Origin of the sequence: Hymenobacter volaticus, assembly GCF_022921055.1 — a bacterium.
GTDB classification, from domain to species: Bacteria; Bacteroidota; Bacteroidia; order Cytophagales; family Hymenobacteraceae; genus Hymenobacter; species Hymenobacter volaticus.
Genome location: NZ_CP095061.1, coordinates 3,519,062 through 3,539,245, shown reverse-complemented (window position 1 = coordinate 3,539,245; position 20,184 = coordinate 3,519,062). Strand labels below are relative to the sequence as shown.

The following is a 20,184-nucleotide window of genomic DNA, read 5'->3' as shown; positions in this document are numbered from 1 at the left end:
AAATACTATTGGCCTCCTTGGGCGGCTTTGCCCGGCACCGTAAACTGAAGCCAACTGATTACGGCTCCCGGCTGCTCCACATACAGTTGCAGGATGTGCTTTCCGGCGGGTAAAGTCACCGTTCCACCCGACACAGTTTGCCACGTGTCGCTTGAAGCCGCGGTAATGGTCGTTACAACTTCCTTACTATCTAGCTTTAAAGAAAGTTTTGTCGGTTCCTTTGTCGTATTTACGAGACGTGCTTGTACAGCAAAAGTGCCTGCTTTAGGAATAGTTACGGTGTAGTTAAGCCATTCGCCAGCAGTGGTATGGCCCACGGCAAAGCCATTGGAAGCCGCATCCGTAATTGCTTCGATATCTACCCCGTCGTTGCGGTAGGCGCGACCTTGGTTGTGTGGAGTATGCTTGGTGAAATCGGTGCGGGCCGCATATTCATCGAAGTACGCAGTGCCGTTGCGGCCCAAGTCATAATCCGCAGCCTGAATGGTGCCGGGTAGCGTATGCGTAGTGAACGGTTGCGCCACAGTCGGCTGCGTGAGGGCTGCTATGACATCTTTATTAATGGTACAGTTGCTAAATAAACTGTTGCGCAGCAAGGCCGTGCGGCCCTCTGCCGTGAGTATGCTGCCGTAAGCGGGCACGCGCAATAAGCTAGTCGGGCCCGCTACGCGTTTTAGGGTCCAGTGGCACCACCCAATGTTACGGGCATTCAGTTCCTGCACGGCCGCCGAAAACCATTCGTTGGAATTTTCGCCCGTTTCGCCCACCCACACGGGCACTTTCCATTGGTCGCGGAAGGCAACTAGGTTATGAATAAGATTGATCTGTAGTGGATTTGGGTCGCCGGTTTGCGAGTCGTTTGGGCACCAGTAGCGATGCGCATTGTACACCAGGTTACGTTTGTCTTTGCTCTGTAGCTTGTCGGGCGAAAGGTTGGTGTACTCGTTGCCGTATCCGTTGCCTTCCAGCATTAACAGGTGCTGGTCACCTTGTTTTCGTACGGCATCTATGAGTCGGCTATAGAGCACGTTCAGCTCTGAATTGTTGCCAGTGAGGCCGTTGGCAGTGGTCATGCCATTGGGCTCATTAATGAGGTCGTACATGGCCACGCGCGCATCGGCTTTGTAGCGGGCCGATAGTTTCTCCCACAGACGCACGGTCAGGTCCTGATAAATCAGGCGACCTTTAGCGTCGCGGCGCTTCCAAAGGTCTAGTGGTACCAGACAGTCGCTGATGTTGCGGTCGGCACCTTGACCTCCAGGCGCGGCGTGTAAATCCAAGATGACGTAGAGCTTGTTGGCTGCGCACCAATTCAGTACATCATCGATGATGCGGAAACCGTCGAGGGCTTTCGGGTCAGTGAATAGCTGATTTTGGTCGTACCACGTGCTAAGAGCTTGCACGTAGCCTTCCACGTTCTTAGGGTTTTGCAAGGCCTTGGTGCGGGCTCGGCGCTGCTGAGCTGTCAAGAATAAGTCGTAATGAAACGGTAGGCGCACGCAGTTGAAGCCTTGCTTGGCAATGAAATCAATGTCTGCCTTCGTGATATAGTTAGCTCGGTACTGGCGGTAAAAGTCCTCTACGGCCGCTTCTGGCATGGTGCGCAGCATAGCTTGTTGTATGCGCCATTGCGAGTTAAGCGAGTCGGTTTCAAGGATGTAGCTTTCTTGCAGAAGCCAACCGCCAACGTTTATTCCACGCAATACTACTGGGCGGTTGTTAGCGTCCAAAATGGTTGGGCCATCGGCGCGTAGCATGCTCAGTGATTGGGCCGCCACACCAGAAACCATTGGGTTCCAACTGCAACACAAAAGCAACAGCATGCTCAAAACCTGCCGTACGTTCACGCCGGAAACTATCAGCTTACTCATAATAGAAAGATGGAGGAGGGAAACTACAAGCAGCGCGAAGCAAAAGGGTTGATTCTGTTCAACTCACTTCGTTCGGATTTCAGCTAGGCAAGACTTAGCGCATTTCGAGCCTAAGCACAGCTGAGTAGGAATGACTGGATCTGTTGGTAGCAGGAGCGGAGCGCACCTAAGCGTAAGCGCAGCAGACAGCCGTTATACAATAATAACCTAAACCAAATCTAGAAGCGTTAACCAGTAAATGCAAGCAGCAAAACAGGGTTCAGCAACTGGAAATTAACTATTGGACCCTTCTGCGTACGCTTAGTACACACAAATCAACTGCACTTTCTTGGTCTGTACCTTCTACTAGACTAGGGGCCCTACACCAATCCAGCAGTTAATAAACAATAAATAAATCAGGACACAATTGGCTCAAAGAAAGCAATGCGCACGACTTGATCTTTTTAAGTACAGAAAAGCCCCAACCACGTTAGCAGTTGGAGCTTTTCTATGCGCTTAGGATGAGAAACTTACCATGTGAAAGCTCATTGAGATAAGCTATTCATACACGTAAAGCTTATTTCAGCTGCAGATCCTCGATAATGGCCGTGATTCGTTCGTTGAGTTGCTGCTCCACCTTCTCGAAATCGGCGGCGGCAGACAACGGTGCCTTCATGCTGAAGTAGAACTTGATTTTTGGCTCGGTACCGGACGGACGGGCCGAGATTTTGCTGCCGTCGGCGGTGATGAATTGCAGCACATTGCTGGCTTCGAGGCCCGTAGGCTTCTCTTGGCCAGTACGCAGGTCTCGAATTTGGCCAGTTTGGTAGTCGCGCAGCTCCACTACTTCTGAGCCGGCAATAGTGGCCGGTGGATTGGCCCGCAGGTCACGCATCATCTCCTGAATTTCTTCGGCACCGCGCTGGCCTTTCTTAGTGAGCGAAATCAGGTTTTCGCGGTACAAGCCATAGGTGGCGTACATCTGGGTCATTTCCTCGTAGAGGGTGCGACCATTGTCCTTGGCTACGGCCGCCATTTCGGCTACCATAGCACAAGCGGATATAGCATCCTTATCGCGCACGAAATCCCCGATCATGAAGCCATAGCTTTCCTCGCCACCACCGATATAGGTTTCTTTGCCTTCCAACTCGCGAATCAGGCCCGCAATGTATTTAAAGCCTGTCAGGGTTTGGTAGGACTTTACGCCGTACGAATTGGCAATGTCGCCGAGCACTTCACTGGTTACGATGGTGTAGACGATGAAGTCTTTGTCGGTCATCTTGCCGGCTTGCTTGCGGGCCGAGAGCAGATAATAGGTCAGTAAGGCAGCGGTTTGGTTGCCGTTTACGAGCACCCATTCGCCAGCCGTGTTTTTCACGGCCATACCCACCCGGTCAGCATCAGGGTCGGTGGCCAAGATGATGTCGGCATCCAACTCCTTGGCTTGGTCGAGGGCCATTTGCATGGCTACTTTCTCCTCGGGGTTAGGCGAAAGAACCGTTGGGAAATTGCCGTCTGGTGTGGCTTGCTGTTCTACAATGTGTACGTTGGTAAAGCCCAACTGAGCCAATGCCTGCGGTACCAGCGTAATGCCCGTTCCGTGGATGGGCGTGTACACAATTTTAAGATCGTGCTGGCGCTGGATAGCTGCCGGATTGATGCTTAGCTCTTTAACCTTAGCCAAGTACTTGGCGTCGATATCGGCCCCAATGAGGTGCACTTTCGACTCGTCGGCTTGGAACTTCACTTCATCTACGGAGTGGATGGCCTCCACTTCCCGGATAATGTTTTTGTCATGGGGCGCTACCACTTGAGCGCCATCATTCCAGTATACTTTGAAGCCGTTGTACTCCTTGGGGTTGTGTGATGCCGTAACGACGCAACCGCTCTGGCAGCCAAGTTCCCGAATAGTAAACGACAGTTCTGGCGTGGGGCGCAAAGCCTCAAATAGATAAACCGTAATGCCATTGGCCGAGAAAATATCGGCTGCAATGCGCGCGAATTCCTTGCTGTTATTACGCGAATCGTGAGCTACGGCCACCTTGATTTCCTGGCCGGCGAACTGCTGTAGCAAATAGTTGCACAGACCCTGAGTAGCCATGCCTAGCGTGTAGCGGTTCATGCGGTTGGAGCCGGCACCCATCACGCCGCGCAGTCCGCCCGTACCGAACTCCAAGTCGCGGTAAAAGGCATCAGACAAGAAGTCTTCCTGATTTTGGGACTGTAGCTGACGAATTTCGTCTTTGGTAGCGGTGTCGTAATTACCGTTGAGCCAAGTATCTATTTTTTGTAGAACTGCGGAGGTCAGAGCCATAGAGGATAAGCTGAGTTGAGGGAGAGGCAATGGTACGGCAGTAAAGAAAAGAGGTTTGCATGAAAAAATAGGTAAGCCCCTTCAAGCATAACAGCCTACTTGCCTTTATTGGATCATTGTTTTTCTGAAAATAATACCTGCCACAAAGCTGACTGTCAAAGGTCTAAACACTAGTAAGCTAGACGTTGCGTCACAAGTGCGCCTTAATAAAAGATAAACTTTGCTTCAAATTTATATTTCAGCCGTCAAGCCAAATGCATTATTCATCCATTGTTTACAAGGTGATGGCGTATAGTAAAAGCGCAAAACTATACAGGTTGTTGGTGCGCATCTGACGCAAAGAAGCGACCGGCACTGTTGAAAAACTCCTTTTCCAACAGTGCCGGTCGCTTTTTAAGTTATGGTCACTACACCATTAGTATGCTACATGAGTTGCTTACAAGTTGCCACGCAAACCTTGCTCCCGCTCAATGGCTTCGAACAGCGCTTTGAAATTGCCTTTGCCAAAGCTCTTGGCACCTTTGCGCTGAATGATTTCGAAGAACACAGTGGGCCGGTCCTCTACGGGTTTGGTGAAGATTTGAAGTAGGTAGCCTTCTTCGTCACGGTCCACGAGCAGGTTCAGGTCGCGCACGCTGTCTAGGTCCTCGTCGATGTGGCCGACGCGGTCCAACAGATCATCATAGTAGGAAGAAGGCACCGTTAAGAACTCCACGCCACGTCGCCGCAACTCCGAAACGGTAGAACGAATGTCGTGGGTAATGAGGGCCATGTGCTGCACGCCAGGCGAATGGTAGAAATCCAAATATTCTTCGATTTGGCTTTTCTTTTTGCCTTCGGCGGGCTCGTTGATGGGAAATTTCACGAAGCCATTGCCATTACTTACCACCTTGCTCATCAAAGCTGAGTATTCCGTGCTGATGTCGTCGTCGTCGAAGGTGATGAGGAGTTTGAAGCCCATTACGACTTCGTAGAACTTCACCCATTGGTTCATCTCGCCCCATCCAACATTGCCCACGCAGTGATCCACAAACTGCAAGCCGACTGGTGTGCCCTGCGGCACCTTGCTGGTGCGCGCCACAAAACCAGGCAGGAAAGGGCCGCTATAGTTGCTGCGCTCAACAAAAGTGTGTACAGTTTCGCCGTAGGTGTAGATTCCAGCCAGGGTTACCGAGCCGTGTTCATCCTCAAGCGTGTAAGGTTCGAAGGCGACTTTTGCACCGCGTTTAGTGGTTTCCTCGAACGAGCGACGGGCATCGTCTACCCACAGCGCCATCACCTTTACCCCGTCGCCGTGCTGGGCCACGTGCCGCGTGATGTCAGAGTCGGGGAGTAGGGAGGTTGTCAGGACGAACCGGATTTTATTTTGCTGCAGCACATAGCTGGCCCGGTCGCGCACCCCAGTTTCGGGGCCAGCATAGGCTACCAACTCGAAGCCGAACGCAGCTTGATAGAAGTATGCGGATTGCTTGGCATTACCGACGTAGAATTCGATGTAGTCGGTGCCGTTCAGGGGCAGGAAATCCTGCGCGGAGTGGGCCTGTACGGCCGGGGAGGTCATGGTCTGCATAATAGTGGGTGGGGATGGGTAGATAGATGCCGGTAAAAATAATGCTTTGATAGAGATTGACAGAAGAACAGGTAATTACTGGGTAAGAGTAGTATGCCTTACCAACACCTCTGCTAAAGCAAGCACAACAAAAAGGCCTTAAACTTTAATAACCGGCCCCTACTCTCTGCCATAACCTTGCACTATTCTTCGTAAAATTGTGGTGGGAAAGGGGCACTGCACAGAAATCAGCAAAAGCTCACCACCTTTGTTACTTAACCTATTGCCTTACGCTTATGAATTTGGAAGAGCTAAACAGCGCCCTCGTTACCCTGATCGAGAAAAAGCAAGTGCTACACGACATGAAGTACGACGATGCTCGCTACGACGATGTAGAAGAAGAATTGCACGATCTGGAAGACGATTTCAATGAAGAGTATGGGGCTTATCTGGAAGCTGCACTCGATAAAGTGCACACCGACCTCAACTCCGACACCGACGTGCTGCTGCCCACGGCTTATCTGCCCTCAAGCATCGGTGGCACGCCCTCGCCTAAAGAAGGTGTGTGGGTTGATTCAGAGAAATATCCGGGCAAGGAAGCTCGCATCACGCTGGTGCCTAACCCAACGCGCATTGTGCTCACCGTTGGCAAAGCCGTGCAGCAAGAGCTGTGGAAAGCCAGTAAGTAATTCAACGATTGAATAGTTGAACAACTAAATGGCTGTTAGCTTAATAGTCATTTAGTTGTTCAATCATTAGTATATGCTCTACCGCATAGCTGAGTCACTTGACTGGCAAAATGCCCAGCAAACAGGCTTCTTCGCCAGCGCCGACTTAGCGGCCGAAGGTTTCATTCACAGTTCCGAGCGCGGTCAGATTATAGAAACCGCGCGCCGCTACTATGCGCGCCGTACGGATCTAGTATTGCTGGAGTGGGACGAACAATCCCTTGCTACCGCGGGCGCACGGGTAGAGTGGGAGTGGGTGGAAAGCCGGCAGGAGCATTTCGCGCACATCTTTGGCCCGGTTCCGATGGCGGCTATTCGACGCCACTGGCCTTTTGCCGCCGATGCTACTGGCAGCTTCCATTTGCCGGAAGAGCTGTAGAGAAGAAACGCGTTGGCTATACAACCATTGGCGAGATTGTTGCCCCTGTTAACTAGACGAAACAGTTATACAGAGGCATTATGCGTCAATTTATACTAGTAGGTTGCCTAGCAGGACTAACAAGCTGCGGTTCCACTTCCTTTTTGACTATGGCGCCTGCCCAAGTAAATGGGCCCGGTATAAATGGTCATTCCACGAGTCTTAGCTACCACCCCGACAGTGTGGAAGTGCAAGTGGGCTTCGTGCGCTATGAGCCAACAGAACTCGTGTTCGAGGTGGAAATCGGCAACGACTCTAGCCGGCCCGTTCTGGTAGCGCCAGAAACATTTTTCTATGCGCCCGTCGATACGGCATCGGCTACTGCCGCAATGGCGCTGCAGCCCCGGGTAACGGCCATCGACCCCGAGCTCCACTTAAAGCAGCTAGCAACTCGTCTTGAAAAAGAGGCAGCAAAAGCGGAGAAAGTCAGCTGGTTTGAGATTTTGTCTGCCGCAGCGAACGTGGCGGAAGATATATCGAGTATCAAGAAGAAAGAAACCGAGGAGCAGATGGCTGAACGCCAGGAGCGCCATGAGAACACCGAGGCTTTCTTCGACGAGCAGCGGGAGCAGCACGCTCAGCAGGCTGATAATCTCTACTCTCAGCAGCACGCTATACAGGCAGTGGCGTTGCGCAAAACCAAGGTTAAGCCCGGTGAGTACGCGCGAGGCTACGTGTATTTCCCCCGCACCGATACGGCCCGGCGGTTGCGGGTTGTGATCTTCTTCAACGAGCGGCCTGTCACTTTTGACTTCACGCAGCAATCAGGCTCGCAACGAAATACCTCTGCAGTAGCCACCTCACTAGCGCATTAGTGAATAGCAGACAAGTAAGGAGCAAGCAATTAGCTCTTTGCGTCTTGTAAAAAGTAATCAAGAGTCCTTGTTTCCAATGCAGAAGTACAGAATCTCAGAGTTTATGGCTTCTGTTCTAACTAGCACCCATCTCGATATTTCGTTTGTGCTCAAAACTATTGCAACGATTCGTTTAGGTGTTGGCAGCGTGACATGCGGGTTATTGCTTGCCGGCTGCAGCCCATCTTATTTCATGACCACGAAGCTCAGCCGGCCCAGTGGATTGTGGCCCACCGGTTACGCTCGAAGCGACAAACCAATTGCTGATAGTGTAGTGGTGCGGTTGGGTTTTGTTCGCTACGAGCAGCAGGAACTAGTATTTGAGGCTGACGTGCGCAACGTATCCAGCAGAAGCGTAGTGGTAGCACCCGAAACTTTCTACTACTTGCCTATCGCCACAACGCCAATGGCTTCGGTAGCTCCCGCTACGAACTTTCCGACGCGCGTAGCCGCCATCAACCCCGAGCTACGACTGGCACAGTTAGCCACGCGCTTGGCTGAAGAAACTGATCTAGCCACGAAAGTGAGTTTGTGGGAGCTGTTCACAACCGTAAGCAACCTAGCAGAAAACAATCCTAGCAAGAAGAAAGAAACCGAAGTACAGGTGCAGGAGCGCGAGCAGCGCCACCGCCAAGTAAGCGCCTACTTCGCTGAGCAGTACGAGCTACATGCTGTGCAAGCCGACAAACTTTTCGAAATAAAGCAGAGCCTTGAATATCGGCTGCTCCGCACTACCACCTTAGAGCCAGGCCAACACACGCGAGGCTACGTGTGCTTTCCCCGCACCGATGCGGCCAATCTGCTCCAGGTGGTAGCTGCCCTAGCCGGCCATTCCGTTACATTTGATTTCGTGCAAAAAGTTGGTGTACAGCAGGGAAGACCAGTGAACCTAGCTGTTGAAGCCAAGTGAAACGTCAACAAGCTCACAACAAAGGCCAGCCGATAATCGGCTGGCCTTTGTTGTGAGAGAACAATAAGCGTCACGTTTATTGCTTGCTGAATTTAGTGACCTGCTTCTTCTGGTCGGTGCCTATAATCACCAAAGTGTAAAGCCCTGGCTGCAGCTTCGAAATGTCTAGGGCTTTGCCGGTGTAGTGGCCGCTCCAGACTTGCTGGCCTTGCATATCGAGGATGCTGACTTGGCTGGCGTCATCCGAAAGCCCACTAACGGTGAGCCGATCTGACACCGGATTAGGATACAGTGATAGACTGCTCGCCTTGGTTGGATCCGTGATTTGGGTGCTAGTGCTTTGCGCAACAAGCGCCGTGCTTTGCTTGGTGATCCGCAACCAGTTGAAGTTCCAGCCACCAGCCTGCGCATACACACCGAAATTGTAAGTTCCGGCATTCACGTACACAGTATGTGAAACAGTGGTCCAGTTTTGCCAGCCGCCCGTAGCAGGAATGGTCACGGTGCCGAGTTGAGTGGTTCCAGCGTTGAGGTCGGCTGATAAGCGGCTGCCACTCGGGCTGGCCACGCGGTATTCGATGGTGTAGTTGCCTGAAGTGGGGAAGTTTACGTTGTTGTACGCCATCCAATCGGCGGCGTCGATGTAGGCTACGTTCTGTCCGCCGCCTGTGTCGGCACAGTTTTCCAATTGCACCCCATTCATGGAACCATAGCTCTCTGCCTGAATTTGGGTTGCGGTTGGCGTCGGTGTTGTCGTGCCGGTTTTCTGGTAAACCCGCACGTAATCGACATACATAGTAGCCGGAAGCTTACTCTCGTCTACTGTTTGACCAGGCCAGTTACCGGCCACTGCTAGGTTCAAAAGCAAGAAAAATGGCCGGTGAAATTCCTCGGTGCTGCCCGTGTTGTTGAGGATGCTCATTACGTGGTACTGCGTGCCGTCCAGAAACCAACGGATAGAGCTGGCATCCCATTCTACGGTGTATACATGGTAATCCTGGGGCGTAGTCACTACGCTGCCGCCGTACTCGGCGTGACCATTGCTGTCCCAGTGCGGCGTGCCGTAAATCTTGTTTTCCGAGTTGATGTGCTCCATCACGTCAATTTCGCCGCAGGCTGGCCAACTCACCGTGCTGATATTGCCACCCAGCATCCAGAACGCCGGCCACAAGCCTTGACCAAGCGGCAGTTTCATGCGGGCTTCGATTTTGCCGTAGGTGAATTCTTTGCGGCCTTTCGTAATCATGCGGGATGAAGTGTACGGCATGCCCCCAACGGTTTGCTTTCGGGCCGTAATCAGTAAGTTGCCATTAGCAACCGAAGCATTAGCCGCTTGGTAATATTGCTTCTCGTTGTTGCCCCAGCCGCCGCCACCCGTTTCGAACTGCCAATCGGGGCTGATGCTACCATTAAACTCATCGGCCCAGACGAGCTGGTAGGTTTGAGCTTGTGCAGCAACATGACTTAGCAGCGCAAAGGCAGCGGCACTAAGTAAAGAGCGTAAAGTGGTTTTCATGGTGGTAGGGGTAAGTTGGTGGGAAGAAGGAAGAACAGAAAAAGCAAGTAGAAGCCAATTGCAGGGACGACTTATGCAGCGTAGGTCGGCATATCGGAAATAGCTTGGTTTCGTTGATGACTCAGGTTTTATTACCAAGTTGGTGCCTAACATATCCTGCTATAATGCAAGGAACAAGAGCCCTGAAAACGACCAAAGCAAGCAACGGGTACTGCCTAAATATTTGCGCCTTATCCGCTAAATGCAAGCCCCAAAATGGCCTGCGTGTTCTCGAAAAGAACCTCTCAACGCAAGGTGTACCACCACCAGTACACCTACTGCACAAGCCGAAAAGCTATTTGAGGCGTATCAGGCTGCTTGGTACTGGTGGCATGACTACGTGAAATTGTCGCTTAAGCAACAAGTCTTTTATTGTCTTGCTAGCACAGGTTTTTGCACAAATGCCAAAATGTTATTTGCGGTCTTCGCTAAGCAATGTCGCCGCTAAAGTCAAAAGGCCTTGGTTCACTACACATAAGCTGAACAGCGTTCCAGTACAAATGCTCTTAGCTAGGTTATATACCCTAAAAGGTGAAGCTTGCCTTTAATGGTTATGTCGGTGATACCGCATAAACGACAAGCGGCCCTGGTACTACCAGGGCCGCTTGTCGTTTCTTGTTAGGAACAGTTAGTAATAAGAGCTTTACACGAAATCGGCTAGCTCTAGCCATCGTTCGCCTTTGGTGTCCAACTCGGCGTCAGTGCGCTTGAGTTGAGCAGCCCAGTCAGCTAGTTCGGTGTGGGAGCCGGTACCCGAGTTCAGCTTCTCTATGAGTTGCTGCTTGAGAACTTCTAGTTGCTCTAGCTCTTTCTCCAAGGTTTCATACTCCTTCTTCTCAGCAAAGCTAGCCTTACGCTTAGCTGAGGCAGCCGCTGGTGCAGGGGCCGGAGCGGTAGTTTGGTTTACCGACTTCAGCGCTTTCTCGGCGTCGCGGGCACCAGTGTTGGCGGGTTGCTCTTGCAGCCACTCGCGGTAGTCGGTGTAGTTGCCGGGGAACTGGCGGATTTTGCCGCCTGGCTCCAGGGCAAACACTTGCTCCACCAGCGCGTCCATAAAGTACCGGTCGTGCGACACGATAATCAAACAGCCCGCAAACTGGAGCAAGAAGTCTTCCAGAATGTTGAGCGTGATGATGTCGAGGTCGTTGGTTGGCTCGTCAAGAATCAGGAAGTTGGGGTTCTTGATGAGCACCCGCAACAGCTGTAGCCGGCGCTTTTCGCCCCCGCTTAGCTTGCTAACCAGCGTGTACTGCTGGGCCGGCGGAAACTGAAAGTGCTGCAGAAATTGCGAAGCCGTTACTATGCTACCATCGGCCATTTCTATCACCTCAGCCACCTCCTTCACAATGTCGATAACGCGCTGCGTGGGGTCGAAGGTCAGTTCAGTTTGGGTATAATAGCCGAATACCGTAGTTTGACCAGCATCGACAATACCTGAGTCGGGGCCAGTTGCTTGGTGAGCATGTTGAGCAGCGTGGTTTTGCCCGCGCCATTGGGGCCCACTAAGCCAATCCGGTCCTTTTTCTTGAATACGTAGCTGAAGTCGTCGAGCACTACTTTGTCGCCGAACTTCTTGCTTAGGTGCTCTACCTCGATGATTTTGCCACCTTGGCGAGTGGTTTTCACCGACAGCTCCATTTCGGGGCCTTTGAGCTTGGTCTTGGCCTTTTCCTGCGTTTCATAGAAAGCGTCAATGCGGGCTTTCTGCTTGGTACCGCGGGCCTGAGGCTGGCGACGCATCCACTCCAACTCCTTGCGGAGCAGGTTACGGGCTTTTTCCACTTCAACAGTTTCCATCTGCTCGCGCTCGGCTTTCTTCTCCACGAAGTAAGCGTAGTTGCCCTGGTAGCGGTGCACCCGGCCCTGGTCGAGCTCCACAATTTCGTTGGCCACCCGATCCAAAAAGTATCGGTCGTGAGTAACCATCAACAGAGTAAGAGAAGGAGAGGCCAACCGGTTTTCTAACCACTCAATAGTGGCAAGGTCCAGATGGTTGGTCGGCTCATCGAGAATCAGTACATCGGGCTCTTCAATCAGCACCCGGGCCAAGGCCACGCGCTTGCGCTGCCCACCCGAAAGCTTGCTCACATTACGCTGTAGCAATTCACCAAGAATACCCAGCTTGCCCAAAATCTGCTGCACCTGCGACTCATAGTCCCAGGCGTTGTACGAGTCCATTAGCTCCATTACCCGTTGCAAGTCGGCAGGCTTGTGGTTCGGGTCGTTCACTACATGCTCGTAGTCGCGAATAGCAGCTAGCGTATCGTTTTGGCTGGCAAAGATGGTTTCCTCCACCGTCAGTGTTTCATCGAACACCGGCTGCTGGCCCAGGAAGGCCACGCGAGTGTCTTTGCGGGTGCTCAGGCTGCCTGTGTCTGGTGGCTCAATGCCAGCTAGAATGCGTAGCAATGTGGTTTTACCAGAGCCATTGATGCCCACTAAGCCCACACGTTGGCCCTGCGACAGACCAAAATTCAATTCCCGGAAAAGCCACCGGTCGGCATAGTTCTTCGAAAGGTTCTCAGCAGAAAGTAGATTCATTGAAAATAATATGCGTTTCCAGCGTGGTTAAGCTGTTTTCAAGTGCGTGTAAATACCGTGTATATGAAACATAGGTAAAAATATATACATGTTTAATGAATTTAAATACACAATCAATCTCACAGATAAATTGTATTTTATATGGGCAACACTCAGAACGGTAGCAGTGCTTACCACAAAGATACTCTATAACACGTCCTAGCCTAAGTAACCACAATCTGTAGTTGACAAGTCTGTGAGTAATGCTAGCACCACATTAAACACATAATAACACCTCTAGATTCAACGATTGATTACTCAATAGGGTAATCTACATTTCTAGTCGTCTAATTAGTGATTGTGTTCCATCATATTGGAAGTGATAAATGGTAGTATGTATCTTGCTTATCTCTTAAGCACACACAATATTGCTAAGAACGTAATTACAGATAATATTCTAGGTATAAGGAAAGTTTTATTGTCATCCAGAAATAGTTAGGATATCCACGTAGAGTCGTGTGCTAAGCTTAGTAATTATTTTAATAAATACTTAAACAAGTTTGTTTGCCAAAATGAATTATTGTTTATTATAATGAATCTGAAAATGATATTAAAACCGCAAAAGCAATTAACGATTTATCGATGGAATCGTTAATGAGGTTGTTGTCAACAATAGAGTAGAAGAACTTTATAAAATCAGAGCAAGGCAGTATAGAAGTATTGATGAAATTATAAACTATAATCAGATACAATTAAAGATTAGGAATAAAAAAATTAAATGAAGAGGCTGGTAAATGTCAAAATGAAAAGGATGAACATAGCATTGAAGTTGCAAAGGTAATACCATTTCTAGCCCTCTTACACTAGTCCAGAATTGCAAAGCATTAACCAAGCATATGAAGCGTACCACATTGTTATTGCGCTTAATCATAACCTTTAGCTGCAACAAAAGGCAGGGTGCTTCCGAATCGGAATTGAAAGGTGCGTGGCACAATGTTAAAAAGGAAGGCACCAGTTCTGGATTGCCACCATATGATCTTATCATACCTAAAATAGGTGATCAGCTATTTTAAGAGCTTATTATCAATAGCATAGAGCTTATCTTAACGAAGATGGTGACACGTTAACTCTGCGGCACGGATGCACAAGTTTTAACACTACGTTAGAGTTTTGTAAAGCATCGGTAAAAAGCAAGGATACACTCACAATAAGTCACTTCGGCAAATTTACCCGAATGAATACTAATGCCTTTATTGAGAGCAGGAACGCATTTATAGATGAACACTACGCCAAGGCTGCACTGATAAATAAGTAGTTAAACAACTGAGATAAAAATAGATTGTCGTAGGTAACAGTGGGTAAAAACATTTTAATTACCTGAGGTATTACTCCGTTCAAAGCGATAAAGATAAGGTCTAGAATAAGCTGATGCCACCTAGCGGCTAAGTGCCATATTAAGCCCACACTAAGAACTAGAAGAGGCAGAACTATAGAAATTAATGTTGCAGCTTTTAATGGATTGTACTTGCTAGTAATTGTAGGATTTTTCGCTCGGACCTGCGGTTTACTATTTTGGTAGCGTAGTAGGTTGCAAAGAATATCACTAACTGATTTAATGCTAATACAACGAAGGCCATTGCTTATCAGTGATGTTATTACTGTGAAAAAAAGCTAAATAAATTAAGGTAAGGGTAAAAAAATTAGCAATCTTTATCAACTATATGATTTAATAGTAAAATATAATCAGTTTAATCTTATTAATGAAATGAGTGTTAAAACACTAGTTAACACTGGCTATCACCACACAAGCACAATTTGCTCAAGCTATTGGCATAGTGTACATCATTTATCCAATAATATATTAGCTATATTGGTGCTTATGACTAAACCTCTATTATGGGCGCTTATAAGGGGTTATACTTGTATTGAATCCATACCCTTTGTCCATGAAAATAGCTGTTATCTTGGCATTGTCGATAAGTTTGCTGGTATCCTCTACTGCTTGCGTCACCCAGACAGAGACTATTATCTCCTCACCAGCAAATAGACGTACGGCTTACAGTGTACCGGCTGCGGCTATTGCTAAGCCGGAAGTTTCTACGCAACCCGTAACAGATTCCAACGGGCACACAACCACTATTTCAACGGACTCCCTACCCCCGGCACCTCGAAACTACTATCCCCGGTACGCAATTCTGCGCCCAACTCCCAGAAATCAGTGAAGCGCCGGGGCTATCTGCCAACCAAGGTACGGACCTACCGGGCTACCCGGCTACGAAAGAAGTAGTAGGTAGTTGGAATTAAAGGAAAATCCGCCTAGTCTTTCGAGACGGTGGTTTTTATGCTGGTGTAGTTGGTTTTGACTTTGACCGTGGTCTTGGTAGTCTTAAGTTTTCGGTTGCGCTTCATGTCATATGGTTCCAAGAAAGCGGCGTCGGGATTTTTTTCAGAGGCACCCTGATGTGCTACCCTTTACGCAAAAGCAGCAATCGAATATCAGCAGCCGCTCGTTCCGCTGCTCCTTTCGGGGCTGTTCCTATTCGTGTGCACCCATATGCTAATGATCAGATGGGGTGAAGAGGAGGCGGTTGAGGTGCAGCGGGAGCTAAGTCGGCAACGCTAATGAGACCATTGCCATGAGCATACCAGATATACGAATACAGCCTGCGCCCTCAGCTCAATTGGTAGAGTGGGCTGGTTAGGAGGTCCAGTTGAAATTGCTTATGCGGGGGATTCTTTACCAAAGTCTGGTATGTACTCGAAAGAATGAGGTTGTCGATCTTAGTTGGAGGCTTTATCATGCCCGCAAGTGTCGGGCTTATAGTGTATATAAATGCCTTAATGGAGGCTAGTTAATACATTGTAGGTTGAGGTAGCTTTAAATCTGCTTTCGCATAGTAGTTGATTACCTGTATAGCATAGTTACTCACGTCTCAGTATCTTATGTGACCATACTATATAGCTTACCAAACTGCCATCACCATTACAGCTGCTATCACAGCTATTCAATAGCGCAAATACGTTTTGCCAGCTATACAGCAGGAGTTCGTTTGGATCGACTATCAAACTGAGCGGCTTTTCGATTTCTTCATGCGTGAGTACCCTATTTTAGTACTTCTTGTTCTGGAAAGTAGAACGTGGTAATGTCAATCCATTCCAGTTTTACGAGTTCACGAAGGACTATCACGAGAAAACCAACCGGCACAACAAGAAGGCATTCCTCTAGTTTGTTGGGGCTAGCACCCCCCCACAGTATTTTGTGCGGGCTTTCTGCTTCTTGTTTAGTGTAGTTTACTGCAAGCTTGCAACGAATTAGGGTGCCTGCTGTTTGGCAACCTTATCCAGACGGTCACTATTCATCTGCATGATTACTTGCTGAAGTAGCGTTACAACCTCTTCGATAAGAGGCGGTAACAACTCTGCATCGAACGGAGCATGCCACTGGTCTAAGTGCTCTACAAGCGGAAGCAACTGGTGCATGTGCAGGTGGTCGAGGCTAGGCTTGAGCTTGTGCGTAGTGGCCCGCAGCAGCTTGGCATCTTGGGTGCGGAGCGCTTCACCTAGGTCGTGCACTGCTTCCTCGCAACTCTCGATAAAGGATTCGAGCATGAGTACCACAAAATCCTCGTCGCCCTGCCCAATCTGGTATAAGAGGTCGAGCTTGTAGAGGGCTGGGGGCAGATTGGTGACTATTGCTGCCGGTGCGGCTCGTGGGATGTTTAAGTCTTGTTGGGGCGTGTCTAGCACCCAGTCCCCAATCAAGTTCAGCAGTTCATCTTCCTGAAACGGTTTGGCCAAGTAGTCGTTCATGCCGGCCGCTATGCATTTTTCCCGCTCGCCCTTGATGGCATTGGCCGTTAGGGCAATGATTGGCGTGGTAAGGGCCAATTCCTGACGCAATACACTGGTGGCTTCCAACCCATTCATTATGGGCATCTGTACATCCATCAAAATCAGATCGTACTGATGGGTTCGAGCCATTTCTACGGCTAGGGCCCCGTTTTCAGCCTCGGCTACGTTGATGTGCGCGTTGGTCAGCAACGCTTTGGCAATTTGACGGTTGAACTTGTTGTCCTCCACCAACAACACTTCTTTGCCCCGCAGCTTTTCACGGAACCGATGATCAGCTACTTCCTTGCGTGGCATATCGGTTTCTGCCCCCTCCACCAGAAAGAGTGAAAAGGTGCTGGCCGTGCCCTTGTTTTTTTCGCTTGTGATCTGCAATTCACCACCCATCAAGCTCACCAAGCTTTTGCTGATACTCAAGCCCAGACCAGTACCGCCGAACTTCCGGGTGACGGAAGAATCTTCCTGGCTGAATTCTTTGAAGATATTGTGCAGATAGGCCGGGTCGATACCAATACCCGTGTCAGCCACCGTAAACTTGATTTCCGCTGAGTCGGCCGCGTGGCTGATAAGCTCGCAGGAAATAGAAACGCAGCCTCTCTCCGTGAACTTGATGGCATTGCCTGCCAAATTTAAGAGCACCTGCGTGAGACGGTAGGGGTCGCCGAGCAACACTTGTGGCAACTCAGGCGAAACTTCCGTTATGAAAGACAAGCCTTTCTCTTCCGCCTTATACAGCAGCGTTTTCTCGATCTGCGCCATCAACTGGCTAGCATCAAAACCAATTTTTTCGACCTGTAGTTGGCCGGCTTCGATTTTGGAAAGATCCAGAATGTCGTTGATGATGACCAGCAGGTTTTCACCCGAGGTAGCAATGGCCTGTAGGTAGTCGTCCTGGTCGGGGCGGAGCGGGGTTTTGGCTAGGAGCTGGCTCATGCCCAGAATGGCGTTCATGGGCGTGCGAATCTCGTGGCTCATATTAGCCAAAAACAGCTCTTTTGCCTTAGACGATTCCTCGGCTTGCTCCTTGGCCTTGCGTAGCTTGTTTTCCAGTTCTTTCTGGTGCGTGATATCGAGTGTGATGCGGATAGTGCCGATAATCTGCTTGTCGTCGTCATATACCGGAGCCCGGCTGACCTGCAGCCACTTCTGGCTGCCGTCCTGGCTGCGTGCCGACAGTTCGTAAGCATCTTCCCCCTCGCGCGCCACCTGCGAAGTTTCCTGCGTCAGCAGTGGCCGCAGGAAATCCTGGGTAACCATTTCGGTGGTGGATATGCCTAGCGTGTCGCAGAAAACCTGATTGACATACACCACTTCATCGGCGAGGTCGGTTTCCACCAAACCCAACTTCATTTGTTCGATGATGCGCCGATACTTTTCTTCCCGCCGTTTCAGGGCTTCCTCCGCGTCTTTCTGTTCGGTAACGTCCTGAAACTTCCAGAGGTAACCTAGTGAGGCATTGTTGCTGTAAATCGGAATAAAGTCGCGCTGAAATACTTGGCCGTTTTTACGCGGGAGTAGTTCGCCAATTATAGCGTTCTGCTTCAACCGCTCGCCGTCTCTTCCAATCAGCCAGTTTGGTTCCGTTGTAGTTGCTGCTTTGGCTGCTACCAACGACATAGTTTCGACCCCAACCAATTGCTCGGGTTTCTTGTCTAGGTTCAGCATGCGGCAGAAAGCCTCGTTTGCTAGTACCACTCGACGGTTTTCATCCTCCAGCAAAATGCCTTCTTGAAAGTTGGCAATGGTGGTTGATAAGCGCCGTGTTGTGGCTTCAATGGCTATGTTGGCCTTCTTGATTTCAGAAATATCGGTGTGCATTCCGGTCATGATGAGCGGTTTGCCATCCGGATCATATTTGGTAACAAGGCCACGAGTCAGCACCCACTTGTACTCGCCGTTGCGGCACAACAAGCGGCGCTCCACCGAATATATAGGCACATCACCGCGCAGATAAGCATCTGAGGCCTCTGTACTGGCCGCTATGTCGTCGGGATGCACATGGTTGTGCCAAGCATGCAAGCCTTCCGGAAAATCTTCGTCGGGATACCCGAGCATCGCCCGATAAGCATTCGAGAAGTAGTCGTCTCCGGTCTGGTAGTTGAATTCCCAGCCTCCGTCACCAAAACGCTCGATGGCCAAAAGCCACCGGTGCTCGTTGTCTTGAATGGCTTCTTCGGCTGTTCGCAACGGCGTTTCGTCAAGCAGGATGCCACTATACAAAATTCCTTCCGCGTCGCGCACAGAGGCTTGGTATTTGCCACTGCACCAGCGCAAGGATTGGTCGGGGACCAAGAAGCGCCCTTCAAAAGTATTTATACTGGCTTTGTTGTCAGAAGGAGAAAGAAACTTATCCCATGCCTTCTTATCATCGGGGTGAACCACCTCCTTTATCTCATCAAGCTGCGTAGGCAGAAAACCGAAGATTTCCTGCGCAGTACTGCTGATAAAGGTGAGGCGGGATGTGCCGTCGTGGTTGGCCCGCCACTGAAACAGCACGCCCGGCACCTGTTCGTTGAGGTAGCGTAGTTGGGCTTCGTGGGCTGCGGTAGCGGCTTCAGCTTGTTTTTTGCTGGTGATGTCTTCTAGAAACGCAAAAAAATAGGCTCGGCCTTCCGGGGTAGGCGAGGGGGCAGGTTGTAACTTTATGTGTATCCAGCGGGCGGGGTTTTTGCCGTCCCGCGCTAAGCCCTCGTATTGGAACGCTGACAGAGAAGCCAAGCATTCCAAAGGGTTGAGGGCTGGGGCAGTGCTGCTAGGTTCGGGGGGTAATACAGCCCAGAGAGGTTGTCTTAGGAGCTTATAGGCTGTAGTGCTAGTTAGCGTACTGAAGCCTTCATTCACCCAAGTAAGTTGCCCTTGCTCATCTAGTAGCGCAACCGCTGTGAAAGCAGATTGCACCATTTCAAGGGCCTGCGTTAATTGCTCAGGGGCGTGGGTAATTGTCAAAGAGGATTCGGCCTGCTTCTGCGGCCACGTCTGTGCATTTATTGAAAACGTATGAACACCTGCTTCTTCCATAGCACTGATTGCACATTATCCTTAATTATAAAGTTAGCAAGCCAACTTTATACACTTATAAGACAGAGTGCAAGTTTAACTTTTTGCTGTTCTATCGAGACGGTTACTATACTCTAAGCTAATAAAAATTAAATTTTCATTAGTCCTTGAGTTCCAGTAAGCTCATCAGGAAGATTGTAAGCACTAGTACAGTTGAAGTGGTAATATGCTAGGAATGGATTACTATAAATACTACTGTTTGAGGAAGTTAATGTTAAGCTAACTGCGTAAATACAGGGGATGATTTATATAACTCGTACTCGATCTATGTGAATATCATCACGCAGAATTTCAAGCCCTCTGTAAGCCAGGGGGCGGCCTGTATTATGCGTCAAGTCACCACCGGCGGCGTGTAGATGCGCCACATCTAGGATAAGCTGAGTGTACTTTCGTTCGCCTAATTCAATAGCAACCGGGCGGCCTTGGGTGGAATCGAAGGCCGCCAAGGCGTGGTCGATTTCTGCCAGAATGATGCTCATAGAATCAATGAATTTTCAGCGGGCAATTAACAATTAATATTCAAGCAAAAAGGATGAATTCAGCGTGAGTTATTAGAAAACGACAACTTTGCGGGCGTAAC

General features: G+C 49.8%; 10 protein-coding genes and 1 pseudogene. 4 read left to right on the top strand and 7 right to left on the bottom strand.

All coding sequences use genetic code 11. The features are described 5' to 3' along the window. Positions 1–5 precede the first annotated feature (5 nt). From MUN86_RS15280 to hppD, 3 genes are all read right to left on the bottom strand, one after another. The gene (locus tag MUN86_RS15280) at positions 6–1,871 is read right to left on the bottom strand and encodes a cellulase family glycosylhydrolase (RefSeq protein ID WP_245118928.1); all 1,866 of its coding nucleotides are present in this window, start codon (positions 1,869–1,871) and stop codon (positions 6–8) included. A gap of 556 nt (positions 1,872–2,427) precedes the next feature. Beyond that, positions 2,428–4,164, bottom strand: coding sequence for a phospho-sugar mutase (locus tag MUN86_RS15275; protein ID WP_245118927.1), 1,737 nt, complete (start codon positions 4,162–4,164; stop codon positions 2,428–2,430). A 436-nt stretch (positions 4,165–4,600) separates the two neighbouring features. Then, a complete protein-coding gene (hppD, locus tag MUN86_RS15270; RefSeq protein ID WP_245118926.1) occupies positions 4,601–5,734 on the bottom strand; it encodes a 4-hydroxyphenylpyruvate dioxygenase in 1,134 nt (377 codons plus the stop codon). 275 nt (positions 5,735–6,009) lie between these two features. Between hppD and MUN86_RS15265 the strand changes: the two genes are divergently transcribed. The 4 genes from MUN86_RS15265 (at position 6,010) to MUN86_RS15250 (ending at position 8,623) form a co-directional block, all read left to right on the top strand. Beyond that, the gene (locus MUN86_RS15265; protein WP_245118925.1) at positions 6,010–6,402 is read left to right on the top strand and encodes a hypothetical protein; all 393 of its coding nucleotides are present in this window, start codon (positions 6,010–6,012) and stop codon (positions 6,400–6,402) included. Positions 6,403–6,475: 73 nt separating this feature from the next. Further along, a complete protein-coding gene (locus MUN86_RS15260) occupies positions 6,476–6,820 on the top strand; it encodes a DUF952 domain-containing protein (protein WP_245118924.1) in 345 nt (114 codons plus the stop codon). A 149-nt stretch (positions 6,821–6,969) separates the two neighbouring features. Then, on the top strand, positions 6,970–7,674 hold the full coding sequence (locus tag MUN86_RS15255; protein ID WP_245118923.1) for a hypothetical protein: 705 nt from the start codon (positions 6,970–6,972) through the stop codon (positions 7,672–7,674). Positions 7,675–7,777: 103 nt separating this feature from the next. Then, a complete protein-coding gene (locus tag MUN86_RS15250; RefSeq protein WP_245118922.1) occupies positions 7,778–8,623 on the top strand; it encodes a hypothetical protein in 846 nt (281 codons plus the stop codon). A 76-nt stretch (positions 8,624–8,699) separates the two neighbouring features. Here MUN86_RS15250 and MUN86_RS15245 read toward each other — a convergent pair whose 3' ends face one another. The 4 genes and pseudogenes from MUN86_RS15245 to MUN86_RS15225 all read right to left on the bottom strand — a co-directional run bounded on the left by MUN86_RS15245 (position 8,700) and on the right by MUN86_RS15225 (position 20,083). Then, entirely contained in the window at positions 8,700–10,139 is a 1,440-nt protein-coding gene (locus MUN86_RS15245; protein ID WP_245118921.1) for a carbohydrate-binding protein, read from the bottom strand. Positions 10,140–10,821: 682 nt separating this feature from the next. Next, positions 10,822–12,719: pseudogene (locus tag MUN86_RS15235) on the bottom strand (ABC-F family ATP-binding cassette domain-containing protein). 3,291 nt (positions 12,720–16,010) lie between these two features. Next, positions 16,011–19,448, bottom strand: coding sequence for a PAS domain S-box protein (locus tag MUN86_RS15230; protein ID WP_245118920.1), 3,438 nt, complete (start codon positions 19,446–19,448; stop codon positions 16,011–16,013). Positions 19,449–19,849: 401 nt separating this feature from the next. Further along, entirely contained in the window at positions 19,850–20,083 is a 234-nt protein-coding gene (locus tag MUN86_RS15225; RefSeq protein ID WP_245118919.1) for a hypothetical protein, read from the bottom strand. Positions 20,084–20,184 lie beyond the last annotated feature (101 nt).

What these genes read in the sequence shown, in the direction of transcription:
- MUN86_RS15280 (WP_245118928.1), bottom strand. Translation starts at nt 1,871, where the DNA reads ATGAGTAAGCTGATAGTTTCCGGCGTGAACGTACGGCAGGTTTTGAGC.
- MUN86_RS15275 (WP_245118927.1), bottom strand. Translation starts at nt 4,164, where the DNA reads ATGGCTCTGACCTCCGCAGTTCTACAAAAAATAGATACTTGGCTCAAC.
- hppD (WP_245118926.1), bottom strand. Translation starts at nt 5,734, where the DNA reads ATGCAGACCATGACCTCCCCGGCCGTACAGGCCCACTCCGCGCAGGAT.
- MUN86_RS15265 (WP_245118925.1), top strand. Translation starts at nt 6,010, where the DNA reads ATGAATTTGGAAGAGCTAAACAGCGCCCTCGTTACCCTGATCGAGAAA.
- MUN86_RS15260 (WP_245118924.1), top strand. Translation starts at nt 6,476, where the DNA reads ATGCTCTACCGCATAGCTGAGTCACTTGACTGGCAAAATGCCCAGCAA.
- MUN86_RS15255 (WP_245118923.1), top strand. Translation starts at nt 6,970, where the DNA reads ATGGCGCCTGCCCAAGTAAATGGGCCCGGTATAAATGGTCATTCCACG.
- MUN86_RS15250 (WP_245118922.1), top strand. Translation starts at nt 7,778, where the DNA reads ATGGCTTCTGTTCTAACTAGCACCCATCTCGATATTTCGTTTGTGCTC.
- MUN86_RS15245 (WP_245118921.1), bottom strand. Translation starts at nt 10,139, where the DNA reads ATGAAAACCACTTTACGCTCTTTACTTAGTGCCGCTGCCTTTGCGCTG.
- MUN86_RS15230 (WP_245118920.1), bottom strand. Translation starts at nt 19,448, where the DNA reads ATGGTGCAATCTGCTTTCACAGCGGTTGCGCTACTAGATGAGCAAGGG.
- MUN86_RS15225 (WP_245118919.1), bottom strand. Translation starts at nt 20,083, where the DNA reads ATGAGCATCATTCTGGCAGAAATCGACCACGCCTTGGCGGCCTTCGAT.